Origin of the sequence: Streptomyces sp. HUAS MG91, assembly GCF_040529335.1 — a bacterium.
Taxonomy (GTDB): domain Bacteria; phylum Actinomycetota; class Actinomycetes; order Streptomycetales; family Streptomycetaceae; genus Streptomyces; species Streptomyces tabacisoli.
Map to the genome: position 1 here is coordinate 7,352,412 of NZ_CP159534.1, position 16,006 is coordinate 7,368,417.

The window sequence follows — 16,006 nt, forward strand, 5'->3', positions numbered from 1 at the left end:
GGCATGAACGGAGAGCCCGTCTCACTGGGCCTCCCCGAGGTACCGGTCCGACCCATCGCCGAGCGGCGCGCCAGCCGCCGGATCATGGTCGGACCGGTGGCGGTGGGAGGCGGCGCACCGGTGTCCGTGCAGTCGATGACGACGACACGGACCTCGGACATCGGGACCACGCTGCAGCAGATCGCCGAACTGACCGCGTCCGGCTGTCAGATCGTGCGGGTGGCGTGCCCCACCCAGGACGACGCGGACGCGCTCGCGACCATCGCGCGCAAGTCGCAGATCCCCGTCATCGCGGACATCCACTTCCAGCCCAAGTACGTGTTCGCCGCCATCGACGCCGGGTGTGCGGCGGTGCGGGTGAACCCGGGCAACATCAAGAAGTTCGACGACCAGGTCAAGCAGATCGCGAAGGCGGCGTCCGACGCCGGTACGCCGATCAGGATCGGGGTCAACGCGGGGTCGCTCGACCGCCGCCTCCTGGAGAAGTACGGGAAGGCGACCCCGGAGGCGCTCGTGGAGTCGGCGCTGTGGGAGGCGTCGCTCTTCGAGGAGCACGGCTTCCGCGACCTCAAGATCTCCGTCAAGCACAACGACCCCGTGGTGATGGTCAACGCCTACCGGCAGCTCGCCGCCGCGTGCGACTACCCGCTGCACCTCGGGGTGACGGAGGCGGGCCCCGCCTTCCAGGGCACGATCAAGTCGGCCGTCGCCTTCGGCGCGCTGCTCTCCGAGGGCATCGGCGACACCATCCGGGTCTCGCTGTCCGCGCCGCCCGCCGAGGAGTGCAAGGTCGGCATCCAGATCCTGGAGTCGCTGGGACTGCGGCAGCGGCGCCTGGAGATCGTCTCCTGTCCGTCCTGCGGGCGGGCCCAGGTGGACGTGTACAAGCTGGCCGACGAGGTGACCGCCGGGCTCGACGGCATGGAGGTGCCGCTGCGGGTGGCCGTCATGGGGTGTGTCGTGAACGGACCGGGGGAGGCCCGCGAGGCCGATCTCGGCGTCGCCTCGGGCAACGGCAAGGGGCAGATCTTCGTAAAGGGCGAGGTCGTCAAGACCGTTCCCGAGTCGAAGATCGTGGAGACGCTCATCGAGGAAGCGATGAAGATCGCCGAGCGGATGGAGAAGGACGGCGTCGCGTCGGGCCCGCCCGACGTCACCGTGAGCTGAGTGCTGGGTTGTGAGGTTCGACCACGAAGGGGGCTCGAGCGTGACGATTCTGGAAACCATCCGGGGGCCGCGCGATCTGAAGGCGCTGAGCGAGGAGGAGCTCGACGAACTGGCGGTGGAGATAAGGGAGTTCCTGATCCACGCGGTTGCCAGAACCGGCGGTCACCTCGGACCCAACCTGGGCGTGGTCGAACTGACCGTCGCGCTCCACCGGGTCTTCGAGTCGCCCGTCGACAAGATCGTCTGGGACACCGGCCATCAGAGCTATGTGCACAAGCTGCTGACCGGCCGTCAGGACTTCAGCAAGCTGCGCGGCAAGGGCGGCCTGTCCGGCTACCCCTCGCGCGAGGAGTCCGAGCACGACATCGTCGAGAACAGCCACGCCTCCACCGCCCTCGGCTGGGCCGACGGGCTCGCCAAGGCGCGCCAGGTGCAGGGGGAGCGCGGGCACGTCGTCGCCGTCATCGGCGACGGCGCGCTGACCGGCGGCATGGCCTGGGAGGCGCTGAACAACATCGCGGCGGCCAAGGACCGCCCGCTGATCATCGTGGTCAACGACAACGAGCGCTCCTACGCGCCCACCATCGGCGGGCTCGCCAACCACCTGGCCACGCTGCGCACGACCGACGGCTACGAGAAGGTACTGGCCTGGGGCAAGGATGTCCTGCTGCGCACCCCCGTCGTCGGACACACCGTCTACGAGTCCCTGCACGGCGCCAAGAAGGGCTTCAAGGACGCGTTCGCCCCGCAGGGCATGTTCGAGGACCTGGGCCTCAAATACGTAGGCCCCATCGACGGGCACGACATCGGGGCCATGGAGTCCGCGCTGCGCCGCGCGAAGCGCTTCCACGGGCCGGTCCTCGTGCACTGCCTGACCGAGAAGGGCCGCGGCTACGAGCCGGCGCTCGCCGACGAGGCCGACCGCTTCCACACCGTCGGCGTGATGGATCCCCTCACGTGCGAGCCGCTCGCCCCGGCCGGCGGCCCGTCCTGGACCTCGGTGTTCGGCGACGAGATCGCGGCGATCGGGCGGGAGCGGGCGGACGTCGTCGCCATCACCGCGGCCATGCTGCATCCGGTGGGCCTGACGAAGTTCGCGGCCGAGTTCCCCGACCGGGTGTGGGACGTCGGCATCGCCGAGCAGCACGCCGCCGTCTCCGCCGCCGGTCTCGCCACCGGCGGGCTGCATCCGGTCGTCGCCGTGTACGCGACCTTCCTCAACCGCGCCTTCGACCAGCTCCTCATGGACGTCGCCCTGCACAAGAGCGGCGTCACCTTCGTCCTCGACCGGGCCGGCGTCACCGGAGTCGACGGCGCCTCGCACAACGGCATGTGGGACATGTCCGTGCTCCAGGTGGTGCCGGGGCTGCGGATCGCCGCACCGCGCGACGCCGACCAGCTCCGCGCGCAGCTGCGCGAGGCCGTCGCCGTGGACGACGCCCCGACCGTGCTGCGCTTTCCCAAGGAGTCCGTGGGCGCGCCGGTCCCGGCCGTCGACCGGGTGGGCGGCATCGACGTGCTGCACCGGTCCGACAACCCGCGCGTGCTGCTCGTGTCGGTCGGCGTGATGGCCCCGGTCTGTCTCCAGACCGCCGAGCTGCTGGCGGCCCGTGGCATCAACTGCACGGTCGTCGACCCGCGTTGGGTCAAACCCGTCGACCCGGATCTCGCCCCGCTGGCCACCGGGTACGAGCTCGTCGCCGTCGTCGAGGACAACAGCAGGGCCGCCGGAGTCGGCTCCGCGGTCGCCCTCGCGCTCGGCGACGCCGAAGTCGACGTCCCCGTACGCCGGTTCGGGATCCCCGAGCAGTTCCTCGCGCACGCCAAGCGCGGCGAGGTGCTGGCCGACATCGGTCTGACGCCGGTGGAGATCGCCGGACGGATCAGTACCTCCCTCAATGTGAAGTCCGGCAAGGAGAACGACGCATGAGCAAGGAGTTCGACCTCCAGACGCTGCTCGCCGAGCGCGGCGCCGAACGGTACGAGCTGCACGCCAAGTACCTCAACCACCAGCTGCCGAAGATGCTGCACACCATCGGCTTCGACAAGGTCTACGAGCGGGCCGAGGGCGCCCACTTCTGGGACGCGGACGGCAACGACTACCTGGACATGCTCGCCGGGTTCGGCGTCATGGGCCTGGGCCGCCACCACCCCGTCGTCCGCAAGGCGCTGCACGACGTCCTCGACGCCTCCCTCGCCGACCTGACCCGGTTCGACTGCCAGCCGCTGCCGGGGCTGCTCGCCGAGAAGCTGCTCGCCCACAGCCCGCATCTGGACCGGGTCTTCTTCGGCAACAGCGGTACGGAAGCGGTCGAGACGGCGCTGAAGTTCGCCCGCTTCGCCACCGGGAAGCCGCGGGTGCTCTACTGCGCCCACGCCTTCCACGGCCTGACCACCGGCTCCCTGTCGGTCAACGGCGAGGACGGGTTCCGCGACGGCTTCGCCCCGCTGCTGCCCGACACCGCCGTCCCGCTCGGCGACCTCGACGCCTTGGCGCGGGAGCTGAAGAAGGGCGATGTCGCCGCGCTCATCGTCGAGCCCATCCAGGGCAAGGGCGTGCACGAGGCGCCGCCCGGCTATCTGCGGGCCGCGCAGCAACTCCTGCACCAGCACAAGGCGTTGCTCATCGCCGACGAGGTGCAGACCGGCCTCGGACGCACCGGCGACTTCTACGCCTACCAGCACGAGGACGGCGTCGAGCCGGACCTGGTGTGCGTCGCCAAGGCGCTCTCCGGCGGATACGTGCCCGTGGGCGCCACCCTCGGCAAGGACTGGATCTTCAAGAAGGTCTACTCGTCCATGGACCGGGTCCTGGTCCACTCGGCCAGCTTCGGCTCCAACGCGCAGGCCATGGCCGCCGGCCTCGCCGTGCTCTCCGTGATGGAGGACGAGGAGACCGTCGCCAACGCCCGGGCCATGGGCGACCTGCTGCGGACCCGGCTCGCCGCGCTCATCGACCGCTACGAACTGCTGAGCGACGTCCGCGGCCGCGGCCTGATGATCGGGATCGAGTTCGGCAGGCCCAAGTCACTGAAGCTGCGCAGCCGCTGGACCATGCTGCAGGCCGCGCGCAAGGGTCTGTTCGCGCAGATGGTCGTGGTGCCGCTGCTGCAGAAGCACCGGATCCTCACCCAGGTCTCCGGCGACCATCTCGAAGTCATCAAGCTGATCCCGCCGCTCGTCCTCGACGAGGCGGACGTCGAGCGGTTCGTCGAGGCGTTCACCGCCGTCATGGACGACGCGCACGGCGGCGGCGGGCTGATGTGGGACTTCGGGAAGACACTGGTGAAGCAGGCGGTCGCCATCCGCTGACCGGGTCCATGGACCGATTGCCTCAGAGGCTTGCCTCTGAGGCAATAAATTTGCCTCTTAGGCAGGGCTCTGGCTGAATCGACGGTATGAGCCCTGCCCTCCCCGAGGAGGCTCCGGAACCCCCGGAGCTGCCTGCCGTCGCGCCCCAGCTGCGCGCCCTGCGCCGTCGCGCCTCCCTCACCCTGGAGGCCGCGGCCCGCACGGCCGGCCTGTCACCGGCCCATCTCTCCCGGCTGGAGACCGGACAGCGCCAGCCCTCGCTGCCGATGCTGCTCGCACTCGCCCGTACCTACGGTACGACGGTCTCCGAACTGCTCGGCGAGGCCCCCGCCGATCGCGACGCCGTCGTGCGCGCCGGGACCATGGAGGCGACCGAGGCGGGCGGCTGGACCTATGTCCAGGCCGGCGCCCCGGGCCGCGGCATGCAGGCGCTGCGGGTGCACGTCCCGTACGGCGCCCAGGGCGACATCGTGCGCGTCCACCCCGGCGAGGAGTGGCTCTACGTCCTCGAAGGGCGGCTGCGGCTGCGCCTGGGGGACACGGCCTACCGGCTCGACCCGGGAGACAGCGCCCACTTCGACTCGCTCACCCCGCACCGCATCGCGGCCGCGGACACCGGCGGGTCCGACCTTCTCTTCGTCCACACCTTGCTCCAGAGCCCGACCACCGCACTGTGCCTGGGAGGCATGTCATGAGTGACGCACAGCGGCCGGGCGGCCGCGACATCGAGGACAAGCTGCCGCGCGGCATCTGGGTACGGGTCCTGATCTACGTCTTCGTGGGACACGCCTTCGCCGCGTTCGTCTACCTGCTGTTCACGCTGGGCGGCGGCCGCTGAGCACCGCCGCGCCGGCGCCTCAGTCGACCAGGCGCTCGCGCAGCCGGTCGCGGTCGGCCGCGCCGAGCTTCAGGCCCTCCGTGAAGTAGCGGTCGGTGGTGCCCCACTTCTCCTCGATGGTCTCGAAGGCCGCGTGCAGATACTCGGCGCGGGCGTCGAAGAGCGGCGCGAGCAGCTCCATGACCTCGGGGGAGTAGGCGTCGCCCGAGGTGCTGCCGGTGCGGCGGACCTTGTAGCGGCGGTGCTTCTCGTTCGACTTCAGGTAGTCCGCCTCGATGGCGTCCCGCTCGACGCCGACGGCGAGCAGCGTCACGGCGATCGACAGCCCCGCGCGGTCCTTGCCGGCCGCGCAGTGCATCAGGGCGGGCGTGCTGTCGTCGGCCATCGCGTGCAGCACCCGGCTGTGCTCGGCGGTGCGGTCGCTGATGATCGACCGGTACGAGGAGATCATGCGCTGCGCCGCGCGACCGTCGGAGAGCAGCGCGCGCAGCTGGTCGAGGTCGCCGTCGCGGACCATCTTCCAGAACTCGGCGCCGTCGGCCGGGTCGGTCAGCGGCAGATTCACATTGCGCACGCCGGACAGCTCGACGTCGGCGCCCTCCAGCTTCTGGTCCGCCGCGTTGCGGAAGTCGAAGACGGTGTGCAGGCCGAGGGAGGACAGGAACGCGGCGTCCTCGGCGGTGGCGTGCGCGAGGTGACCGCTGCGGAAGAGCACGCCGGGCCGCACCTGCCCGCCGTCCACGGTCGGCAGGCCGCCCACATCGCGGAAGTTGCGCACTGCGGTCAGTTCGGGCTCGGTGGACGGGGCGTGCTGCGTCACGGGGGCTCCTCCGAATCGGGCGCTCCGGCGCCGCTCGCCGGTGGGCCTTCGTCTGACGATACGACATCGATCACCCGGGCAACCATCCGTCTGTTTTGTCCAGTTCTGCGCCAACTGTCCGCAAGTGAAGGGAGATTGCGGACGGTCGCGTGAGCGGGCTCATAGCGGTGACGGTGCGTGGCGATTTCCGCGACTGCCGGACGGCGGAATTCCCGCAGGTATGGCGTTGGTAAAGGCACGGCTGCGACAGAGGGTCACACAGAGAACTCCCAAATGATCACCGAGAACCCCCGGAAAGTGAATTCGGTGTTTGTCGCGGCCGGTTGCGCTGCCTTACGGTCACCCATCACACCGGACGGAACGCCTAGTCCTGCCGCCGCCCGGAATTCCCACGACAACCCGTGACGGCAGGAGCGGGGGACCCACAGGCAGTACGCCGCCGAGGGATTTCCCGACGTGGCTCGGGGTGCAGCCGGTCTCCTTCCCGGGATCCGGCCGGACATCTCCAGTCCGAACCCGACAGCTCACCTCGCAGGCGACGGAGAGGAAAAGCGCCATGCCCGCACAGGCGAAGCACCGCCGCCCGAAGACCCGCCGCGCCACCCGCGCCGCCGCCCTCGCCACCGTCGGAGGGGCCGCGCTCGCGCTGCCGCTCATCGGCGCCACCGGGGCGCAGGCCGCGAGCTCCGGCAGCGCCACGTACACCGTGAAGTCCGGCGACACCCTCGCGAAGATCGCGAAGAGCCAGAACGTCGACGGTGGCTGGCAGCAGCTCTACAAGGACAACAAGAGCGTCATCGGCGCGAACGCGTCCCTGATCACGCCCGGCATCAAGCTCACCGTCGGCGGCGCGAGCGGCTCGGCCGCCACTGCTACCCGGGCGAGCACCGCCTCGACCGGCTCGGGCTACGTGAAGCCCGTCGAGGGCTCGGTCGGCACCCAGTACCACTCGTCCGGCGCAATGTGGTCCAGCGGCTACCACACCGGCACCGACTTCACCGTGCCCACCGGCACCTCGGTGAAGGCCGTGTCCAACGGCACCGTCGTCTCGGCGGGCGACGGGGGCGCCTACGGCAACCAGGTCGTCATCAAGAACGCCGACGGCTACTACTCCCAGTACGCCCACCTGTCCTCGGTCGGCGTCTCCGCAGGTCAGACGGTGACGGCGGGCCAGCAGATCGGGCTGTCCGGCGCGACCGGCAACGTCACCGGACCCCACCTGCACTTCGAGATCCGGACGACCGCGAGCTACGGCTCGGACGTCGACCCGGTCGCCTACCTGCGCGGCCACGGCGTCACTCTCTGAGCCGTCCGGCCTCGAAGGCGTCCCGCGCAGCACGTGCGCCACACGCCTCACGCCCGGCTCCCAGATATTCCCTGGGGGCCGGGTGTGCTTTGTCACCACTCGTCAACCCCTGGTTACGGTCGCGTAGGTCACATCCCTGGGTGAAAGATGTGTGGTCGTGGCAAACGAATCGAGAGCACTCACGGACGCAGCGAACCCGGCCGACGCGACGGACGCACACGACAGCGGCCTGATCCGCTCCTACGCCGCGGTGGGGGACAGCTTCACCGAGGGCGTCGGGGATCCCGGCCCCGACGGCACCTTCGTCGGCTGGGCCGACCGGCTCGCCGTCCTCCTGGACGACCGGGCCCCCGAGGACACCTTCCGGTACGCGAACCTCGCCGTGCGCGGCAAGCTCATCGACCAGATCGTCGAGGACCAGATCCCGCGCGCCGTCGAGCTCGCCCCGGACCTGGTGACCTTCGTCGCGGGCGGCAACGACATCATCCGGCCCGGCACCGACCCGGACGACGTGGCCGAGCGCTTCGAGAAGGCCGTGGTCCGGCTCGGCGAAGCCGCGGGCACCGTCATGGTCGCCACCGGCTTCGACACGCGTGACGTGGCCGTCCTCAAGCACCTGCGCGGCAAGATCGCCACGTACAACATGCACGTACGGGCCATCGCCGACCGGCACGGCTGCGCGATGCTCGACCTGTGGTCGCTCAAGTCCATCCAGGACCGCAGGGCCTGGGACGAGGACCGGCTGCACCTCGCCGCGGAGGGCCACACCCGGGTCGCGCTGCGCGCCGCCCAGGCCCTCGGCATCGAGGTGCCCGCCGACCCCGAGCAGGCCTGGCCGCTGCTGCCGCCGCGGGGCACGTTCGCCGTCCGGCGCGACGACATCCACTGGGCCCGGGAGTTCCTGGTGCCGTGGATCGGGCGCCGGCTGCGCGGCGAGTCCTCCGGCGACCGGGCGCAGGCGAAGGGCTTCCTCGACCCGCACGAGATCAAGCTGCAGCTCCAGTCGGCGTCCTGAGCCGGTGATCCCGTGACGGTCCGCCGTCCGCCGGGGAGTGGGAGGTCAGCGGCCTGACGTCAACTGGGCGCGGTCCAGGCCCAGTTCACGGGCCAGCGCCTCGTCCACCCACTCCTGGGCGCGGGCCCGGGACACCGCGCCCTCGTACGTCGTCATCTGCACGGCGAGGCCGTCGAGGAGGGCCGTCAGGCGCAGCGCCGCGCCCATGGGGTCGGGGCAGCCGAACTCGCCCGCCGCCACCCCCTCGGCGACGACCTCGGCGAGGGCCGCCTTCCACTGCTTGTCGAGGTCGCGGGCGACCTCGCGCAGCGCGGGCTCGCGCAGGGCGGCCGACCAGCCCTCGATCCACAGCCGCCATCCCTTGGCCTGGCCGGTGGGCGCGTACCAGCGCACCGCAGCGCGCAGCCGCTTGAGCGCCGTGGTCCGCCGGCCGAGCAGCTTGTGGAGATGGGCCAGGTCGTCCTCGGCGGCGTGCGCGAACGCGGCCGATACGAGCTTCTCCTTCGTCGAGAAGTGGTACAGCACCAGGGCGTTGCTCACCCCGAGCGCCGAGGCCACGTCGGAGATGCGCACGGCGGCGACGCCGCGCACCTCGATCTGCCCGATGGCGGCCCGCAGCAGTTCCGCGCGCCGTTCGGCCACGCTCAACCGGACTCTGGTCACCGGGCAACCCTAGTTGTTCGCGGAACCCGGCGCCTCGGCTCCTCGGAGACCGTCGCCCTCGCGCGAGCGCGACGGCCCCGGAGACGGGTCAGCCGGCGGCCCGCACCGCCGTGCGGATCACCTCGGCGACCTCCTTGGGACGGGAGAGGGCGATCGCGTGCGAGGCGCCGTCGACCTCGACGACGGTGGCGCCGGCGCGGGTCGCGCCGAACCGCTCGACCTCGGGGTCGATCGCCCGGTCGGCGCCGGCGATCACCGCCCACGACGGCGTGGTCCGCCAGGCCGCCGCGGTCGCCTTCTCCTCGAACACGCCCGCGGCGAGCGGGCGCTGGGCCGCCGCGAGGACCGTGGTCGTCTCCGCGGGCACATCGGCGGCGAAGATCGCGGGAAACGCGTCCTCGGCGATGGTGACCTCGACGGCCGCCTCACCGTCCGCGACCGGGTACGTCCACTGCTTCAGATTGCTGACCAGCGGCGACGCGGGGAAGCGGCCCTGGAGTTCGCCCAGGCTCTCGCCCTCTTCGAGGACGTACGCGGCCACGTAGACCAGACCGACGACGTTCTCGGCGACACCGGCGACCGTGATCAGGGCGCCGCCGTAGGAGTGGCCGACCAGGACGACGGGGCCGTCGATCTGCGCGACGAGCGAGGCGATGTACGCGGCGTCGGCGGCCAGACCGCGCAGCGGGTTGGGCGGGGCGAGAACCGGGATGCCGTCGCGCTTCAGGTCGGCGACGACACCGGACCAGCTCGCGGCGTCGGCGAAGGCGCCGTGGACCAGGACGACGGTCGGGGTGGGGTTCGGCATGAGGTGTCCTTCGGGGGGTCGTGGGTGTCAGGCGGTGTGCAGGGCGGAGCGCAGGGTGCTGATCGCCAGGGCGATCGCGGCCTCGGCGGCGTGCGTCTCGCGCAGCGCGTTGAGCATCACGAAGTCGTGGATGATGCCCTGGAAGCGGACGGCGGTGACCGGGACACCGGCCGCGCGCAGCTTGTTCGCGTACGCCTCGCCCTCGTCGCGCAGCACGTCGGCCTCGCCGGTGATGACCAGGGCCTTCGGCAGCCCGGTCAGCTGCTCGGTGGTGGCGCGCAGCGGGGACGCGGTGATCCGGGCGCGCTCGGCCTCGTCGGTCGTGTACTGGTCCCAGAACCACTCCATGCCGTCGCGGCGCAGGAAGTAGCCGGTCGCGAACTGCTCGTAGGAGCCGGTGTCGAAGGCCGCGTCGGTCACCGGGTAGAAGAGGACCTGCTGGAGCAGCGGGACGCCGCCGCGCTCCTTGGCCATCAGGGTGAGGGCGGCGGCCATGTTGCCGCCCACCGAGTCACCGGCGACGGCGAGCCGGTCGCCGTCGAGGTCCTTGGCCGCTCCCTGGTCCACGATCCAGCGGGCGACGGCGAAGTTCTGCTCGATGGCGACCGGATAGCGGGCCTCGGGGGAGAGGTCGTACTCGGGGAAGACGACGGCCGCGCCCGTGCCCACGGCGAGTTCGCGCACCAGGCGGTCGTGCGTGTGGGCGTTGCCGAAGACCCAGCCGGCGCCGTGGATGTACAGGACGACCGGCAGGACGCCCTCGGCGCCCGCGGGGCGCACGATGCGGGCGCGGACGCTGCCCGTGGGGCCGCCCTCGACGGTGACCCACTCCTCGTCGACGCCGGGCAGCTCGACCGGGCCCGACTGCACGTCGTCGACGGCCTTGCGGCCCTCCTCGGGGTGCAGCTGGAAGAGGTAGGGCGGGTTCGCGGTGGCCTCGGCGAAGGCGGTCGCGGCGGGTTCGAGTACCGGATCGACGGACATGGGTGTGCTCCTGAGGATCGAGGAAGGGGCTGACGCCGGTCCGGACGGACCGTGCTCCCGGACGCTAGGCGCGCCCGGCGCGCGGCAGTTGACCGCGAGCGCACCGGCCCTGTCCCGACCGTGCACGTCCGGCCGGGGCTGACCGGATTGGCCCGATGGCGACTGTTAACACGCCCGATGCCCGCAAGCGCCCCGCACCTCCTAGAATCGTGAGTTGATCATGTGTGCGTGTGGGGGTAGTGGTGTCAGAGGGTCGAACGTCGTTCGGAGCGTTGCTGAGGGACCTGCGGGTGGCCAGGTCGCTCACCATCGAAGGACTCGCCGAGGCGTCGGGCATGAGCGTGCGCGGCATCGGCGACCTGGAGCGCGGACGCCGTGCCGCTCCGCAGCGGCGCACCGTCGCCGCCCTCGCGGACGGTCTGGGCCTGGCCGAGACCGAGCGGGAGAAGCTGCTCGCGGCGGCCAGGACCGGCCGGGCCACCGGCTACAGCCCGGCCGGTGTGCACGCGTTCCCGCGCGGGGTCGACGACTTCGTGGGGCGCGAGCCCGAGCTGCGCCGCCTCGCCGATCTGGCCGCCGCGGACCGCACGCCCGGGGGACAGGCCGTCGTCGTGGCCGTGTCCGGCGCCCCCGGCGCGGGCAAGACGACCCTCGCGCTGCACGCCTCGCGGCAGCTCGCCGGGGCCTTCCCGCACGGCCAGCTGATGATCGACCTGTCCGGTACGGACGAGGAGCCGCCGCCCGCCGCCGAGCTGATGGTCTCCGTGCTCAAGGCCCTCGGCACCCCGGACCGGGACCTCGCCAAGGCGGGCCCCGCCGGCCGCCCCGAGCTGTACCGGCGCGTCCTCGCCGAGCGGCGCTGCCTGCTGGTGCTCGACAACGCGCGCGACGAGGCACAGGTGCGGCCGCTGCTGCCCGGCGCGGGCCCGGCCATGGTGATCGTCACGAGCCGGCGCATGCTGACCGGACTCGACGCCGTGCACCGGATCCCGCTCGGCGAACTGAGCCCCGCCGAGGCCGCCGAGTTCCTCACCCTGCTGATCGGCAAGGAGCGCGCGGCGGCGGAACCGGACGCCCTCGCCGACGTCGCCCGGCGCTGCGGCCATCTCGCCCTCGCCCTGCGCATCGCGGGCAACTGGCTGGCCACCCGCACCGGCTGGACCGTGCGCCGGCTCGCCGACCGGCTCGGGCACGCGGAACGCAGACTCGACGCGCTGACCGCCGGGGACGTACGGGTGAGCGGCGCCTTCGACCTGTCCTACCGGCAGCTCACGGCGACGGCCGCCCGGATGTTCCGGCGCCTTGCACTGGTCCCCGGCCCGGACGCGAGCGCCGCGCTCGCCGCGCAGCTCACCGGGCAGGAGCTGTTCGACGCCGAGGACACCCTGGAGGAACTGGTCGAGGCCGGACTGCTCGGCTCGCGCGCGGACCGCTACCGGCTGCACGACCTGCTGCGCCTGTACGCGCAGGCGCGCCTGACCGCCGAGGAGTTCGGGCCCGCCGCCGACGCCTCCCGGCAGGCGTTGCACCGCTGGCTCCTGGAGACCGCCGTGGTCGCGGGCCGCTGGTACGAGCCCGACCACGGGGCGCCGCCCGCCTCCTGGCGGGGCACGGTCGACCTGTCCAGCGCCGAGCGGGCCCGGCACTGGCTGCAGGCCGAGGGCGCCAACTGGCTCGCCGCGCTGCGGGCCGCCGCGCGCGACGGCGACCACGCCACCGTGGTCCGGGTGGCGGAGGCGCTGCACTGGTTCTCCGACCAATGGCTGTTCTGGGGGCACTGGCCGGAGGTCTTCGGCACCGCGGCGCGCAGCGCGCAGGCCCTCGGCGACCCGCTCGTCGAGGCGACCCAGCTCAACTACCACGCGTGGGCCGTCACGCTGTGCGAGGGCAGGCCGCGCGACAGCCTGCCGCTCTCCGCGGCGGCACTGACGGCCGCGCGGCGGGCCGGCGACCCCGTGCAGCAGGCGTGGGCGCATCACTACGCGTCCTGGGCGCACCGCCTGCTGCACGAACCCGACGAGGCGTTCGCGGCGGCCGACCGGGCGGCGGAGATGTTCCGCGAGGCCGACGACGCCGTCGGTCTGCTGCAGGTCCTGCACGGCCGGGCGATGACCCTGGAGGTCGAGAAGCGCGACGAGGAGGCGCTGACGGCCTTCCAGGACGTGGTGGTGCTCCTGGACGAGGCGGGCGCCCAGATGGAGCCGCACAGCGCCGTCATCACCCGGCTCGGCGCGCTCGCCGGTATCGGCCAGTGCTCGGGGCGGCTCGGGCGCTGGGACGAGGCCGTCGACCATCTGGAGGCGGCCATCGCCCTGTGCCGGTCGTCGGGAAACACCGGCCTCGAAGGGCGCAATCTGCTGTTGCTCGTCGATGCCCTGCTGGCCTCCGGCCGGCCGGAGCGGGCCCGGCAGGCCCTCGCGCACTGCGCCGGTCTCGGCCCCGACGCCAACCCGGAGATCGTTGCCCGCGCGCGTGAGCGACTCGCTGGGTGGGAGGAGCGCTAGATCGTGTCCGGCGGATCCGGGCGCGTTCGTGCCCGCTGTTTCTGCCTCCTTTGTGCCTGGAGTCCGGCCCAGGGCGTCGGTTGACTGGTGGGACGGGGTGACCACGGGTGTAGAGGAGAGCCTGGTTGAGCCTGTTTCTGACCACCGACGCGACGCCCGCCGGGGAGCGGCTCGCTCACTGGCGCGACATCGTCGGCCGCGCCCTGGTGCCGATGCGGGTGACTCCGTACGCGCCGGACGGGAACGGGACCGGCGCGGACGGCACCGTGCCGGGCCGGATCGTCGCCGACCGGCTCGGACCGCTGCGGCTGTCCACCATCGAGGCCGGTGCCCAGCGGCTGATCCGCACCCGGGCGGACATCGCGCGCTCACCGCGGCCGTTCGTCGCGGCGCACATCCAGACATCCGGCCGGGCCGAACTCCGGCAGGACGGCCGCACCGCCACCGTGGAGGCGGGCGGGCTCCTGGTCCACGACACGGCGCGGCCGTACACCCTGGACTTCCCGGAACCGTTCGTGTGCCGGACCGTCCTGCTGCCCCGGCACGCCCTCGACCTGCCCGACGACGACCTGCGCCGCGTCACCGGCACGGCCGTCGGCACCGACGCGGGCGTCGGCGCGATCCTCGTGCCGTTCCTCACGACCCTGGTGGCGTCCGCGCCGTCCTGCCCGCCCGCGATCGCGGACCGGCTCGCCGCGGGCGCCCTGGACCTGTTCGGCACGCTGGTCGCCGAGCGGACACGGCCGGGGGAGGGAGCGCGCGACGACCTGGTGCGGCGCATCCGGGACCACATCGACCGCCACCTGGCCGACCCGGGACTCTCCCCGGAGACGGTCGCCGCCGCCCACCACATCTCCGTGCGCTATCTGCACCGCCTCTTCGAGACGGAGAACATCACCGTCGGCCGGCTCATCCAGCGGCGTCGGCTGGCCCGCTGCGCGCGCGAACTGCTGCGCGGCGGCGCCGCCGGGCCGAGCGTGGCGGCGGTGGCGCACCGGTGGGGGTTCGTCAGCTCCGCGCACTTCAGCCGGTCGTTCCGCGGGGTGTACGGGCATTCGCCGCGCGAATGGCGGGCGCTGAAGACGGCGGCCGTCAGCGGCGCCCCGGACGAGACCGCGGGAATCGGACACTGATCGGACACTGAGGGGCACGCGCGCGCGTGCGGCGACGGACAGCACGGGTCCGCACCCGCGCCCGGCGTCTCTGTCCGGGGCGGGCGCTGTCACCGGTACCAGCCGAACCGCTCGGCGAGTTCGGGCAGCCGGTCGGCGACGATCGCGTGCGCGGCGGCCCTCGGCGTCGTCCCGTCGGCCGCGGCGCGGTCCAGCGTCCGGTCCATGAGCGCGCGCATGGCACGCCGCGTGTGGCCGAACGCCTCGTCCGCGTCGGCACCGATGTCGCCGAAGAGCGTCCACCACCACCATGCGTTCGTACCGGAGTTGACCACCACGTCGGGCAGGACCGTGACGCCGCGCTCCGCGAGGAGCACCTCCGCCTCCGGGAGCACCGGCATGTTGGCGGCCTCGACGATCCAGCGGGCGGTGATCCGCCGCTGGTTCTGCGGGTCGATCGCGTACGAGACGGCGGCCGGGACCAGCACGTCCGCGTCGGCCGCGAGCCAGGCGTCCCCCGGCAGTTCGCGGTCCCCGGGGCGCAGCGTCGAGCGGTCCACGACGCCGTACGCGTCACGGGCCGCGAGCATCGCCTCCACGTCGAGGCCGTCCGGGTTCGCGATCGTCCCCCTGACGTCGGCGACCGCGACCACCCGCAGGCCCGCGCGCGCGAGGAAGCGGGCCGTCGCGCCGCCCATGGTGCCCAGCCCCTGCACCGCGACACGGGCGCCCGCGTACGGGACGCCCGCCCGGTCGAGCGCCGCCAGCACCGACTCGGCGACACCGCAGCCGCCCACGAGCTCGTCGAGGCCGATGCCGTCCACGTCGACCGCGAAGGCGGCGGCGAGACGCGCCCGCGCGGCCGCCTCGTCGTCGAGCAGCGGGTACACCGCCTGGATCGACGAGACGAGCCCCGCCTCGGCCGCCGCCGCGTCGACCAGGTCCTGGGTGAGCCCCAGATCCTCGCCCGTCGTCCAGACGGACTCGATGTACGGGCGCATCGCCTTCAGGTAGCGGACCAGGACGCCGTACGCCTCCGGGTCCCGCGGATCGCAGTCGATGCCGCCCTTGGCGCCGCCGAGCGGGACGTAGCGCGCCCTCGGGTCGTAGTGCAGCGCCTCCTTCATCGTCATGCCGCGCGCGAGCCCGGCGACCTCGTCGAGGGTGCAGCCCGGGCGCATCCGCAGGCCGCCGCTGGCCACGCCGCGGACCAGCCGGTCGACCACCAGGTAACCCTTGCGTCCGCTGACATGGTCGGTCCAGGTCAGCTCGATCAGCGGGCTGGCGGGCAGTTCCGGCACGGTTCCTCCAAGAGTCATACTGAATGGCCGGTCAGTATCACGAGAGGTCGAGAGCCCTGTCAACGTGCGCCGGGCGGCGCACGGGCCCTGAACGGGGAATCAGTCCGGTCCGGATGCGCGAGACGGGGACGAACCGGGGGCGCCGTGCGTTGTCCGTGGGGCCGCACATAATGGAA

General features: G+C 72.4%; 14 protein-coding genes and 1 riboswitch. Of the genes, 9 read left to right on the top strand and 5 right to left on the bottom strand.

Features of this window, described 5'->3' with window-relative positions:
- Positions 1-3 precede the first annotated feature (3 nt).
- The 5 genes from ispG to ABII15_RS33190 all read left to right on the top strand — a co-directional run bounded on the left by ispG (position 4) and on the right by ABII15_RS33190 (position 5,317).
- Complete coding sequence (gene ispG, locus ABII15_RS33170) at positions 4-1,167, top strand: flavodoxin-dependent (E)-4-hydroxy-3-methylbut-2-enyl-diphosphate synthase (protein ID WP_353945971.1); 1,164 nt, start codon at positions 4-6, stop codon at positions 1,165-1,167.
- A gap of 40 nt (positions 1,168-1,207) precedes the next feature.
- Positions 1,208-3,097, top strand: coding sequence for a 1-deoxy-D-xylulose-5-phosphate synthase (gene dxs, locus ABII15_RS33175; RefSeq protein WP_353945972.1), 1,890 nt, complete (start codon positions 1,208-1,210; stop codon positions 3,095-3,097).
- Entirely contained in the window at positions 3,094-4,479 is a 1,386-nt protein-coding gene (locus tag ABII15_RS33180) for an aspartate aminotransferase family protein (protein ID WP_353945973.1), read from the top strand. Before dxs ends, ABII15_RS33180 begins: the two co-directional genes overlap by 4 nt.
- A gap of 86 nt (positions 4,480-4,565) precedes the next feature.
- The gene (locus tag ABII15_RS33185) at positions 4,566-5,174 is read left to right on the top strand and encodes an XRE family transcriptional regulator (protein ID WP_353945974.1); all 609 of its coding nucleotides are present in this window, start codon (positions 4,566-4,568) and stop codon (positions 5,172-5,174) included.
- The gene (locus tag ABII15_RS33190) at positions 5,171-5,317 is read left to right on the top strand and encodes a DUF6126 family protein (RefSeq protein WP_018534478.1); all 147 of its coding nucleotides are present in this window, start codon (positions 5,171-5,173) and stop codon (positions 5,315-5,317) included. Before ABII15_RS33185 ends, ABII15_RS33190 begins: the two co-directional genes overlap by 4 nt.
- A gap of 19 nt (positions 5,318-5,336) precedes the next feature.
- Here ABII15_RS33190 and ABII15_RS33195 read toward each other — a convergent pair whose 3' ends face one another.
- On the bottom strand, positions 5,337-6,137 hold the full coding sequence (locus tag ABII15_RS33195; protein ID WP_353945975.1) for a tyrosine-protein phosphatase: 801 nt from the start codon (positions 6,135-6,137) through the stop codon (positions 5,337-5,339).
- Between the two features lie 382 nt (positions 6,138-6,519).
- Positions 6,520-6,688: riboswitch (cyclic di-AMP (ydaO/yuaA leader) on the top strand.
- A 5-nt stretch (positions 6,689-6,693) separates the two neighbouring features.
- Here ABII15_RS33195 and ABII15_RS33200 point away from each other — a divergent pair.
- A complete protein-coding gene (locus ABII15_RS33200; protein WP_353945976.1) occupies positions 6,694-7,443 on the top strand; it encodes a LysM peptidoglycan-binding domain-containing M23 family metallopeptidase in 750 nt (249 codons plus the stop codon).
- A 229-nt stretch (positions 7,444-7,672) separates the two neighbouring features.
- Positions 7,673-8,458, top strand: coding sequence for an SGNH/GDSL hydrolase family protein (locus ABII15_RS33205; RefSeq protein ID WP_353947281.1), 786 nt, complete (start codon positions 7,673-7,675; stop codon positions 8,456-8,458).
- A 45-nt stretch (positions 8,459-8,503) separates the two neighbouring features.
- Here the strand turns inward: ABII15_RS33205 and ABII15_RS33210 are convergent, their stop codons facing one another.
- From ABII15_RS33210 to ABII15_RS33220, 3 genes are all read right to left on the bottom strand, one after another.
- The gene (locus tag ABII15_RS33210) at positions 8,504-9,121 is read right to left on the bottom strand and encodes a TetR/AcrR family transcriptional regulator (protein ID WP_353945977.1); all 618 of its coding nucleotides are present in this window, start codon (positions 9,119-9,121) and stop codon (positions 8,504-8,506) included.
- Positions 9,122-9,209: 88 nt separating this feature from the next.
- Positions 9,210-9,929, bottom strand: a complete 720-nt coding sequence (locus ABII15_RS33215) for an alpha/beta hydrolase (protein ID WP_353945978.1) — start codon at positions 9,927-9,929, stop codon at positions 9,210-9,212.
- 27 nt (positions 9,930-9,956) lie between these two features.
- Positions 9,957-10,913 carry an alpha/beta hydrolase gene (locus ABII15_RS33220; protein ID WP_353945979.1) on the bottom strand — a complete coding sequence of 319 codons (957 nt, stop codon included), beginning with the start codon at positions 10,911-10,913 and terminating at the stop codon, positions 9,957-9,959.
- 242 nt (positions 10,914-11,155) lie between these two features.
- Between ABII15_RS33220 and ABII15_RS33225 the strand changes: the two genes are divergently transcribed.
- Both ABII15_RS33225 and ABII15_RS33230 read left to right on the top strand, forming a co-directional pair.
- The gene (locus tag ABII15_RS33225; protein WP_353945980.1) at positions 11,156-13,417 is read left to right on the top strand and encodes a helix-turn-helix domain-containing protein; all 2,262 of its coding nucleotides are present in this window, start codon (positions 11,156-11,158) and stop codon (positions 13,415-13,417) included.
- 125 nt (positions 13,418-13,542) lie between these two features.
- Entirely contained in the window at positions 13,543-14,550 is a 1,008-nt protein-coding gene (locus ABII15_RS33230; RefSeq protein ID WP_353945981.1) for a helix-turn-helix domain-containing protein, read from the top strand.
- Positions 14,551-14,639: 89 nt separating this feature from the next.
- Here ABII15_RS33230 and ABII15_RS33235 read toward each other — a convergent pair whose 3' ends face one another.
- Complete coding sequence (locus ABII15_RS33235) at positions 14,640-15,830, bottom strand: Glu/Leu/Phe/Val dehydrogenase dimerization domain-containing protein (protein WP_353945982.1); 1,191 nt, start codon at positions 15,828-15,830, stop codon at positions 14,640-14,642.
- Between the last annotated feature and the right edge of the window lie 176 nt (positions 15,831-16,006).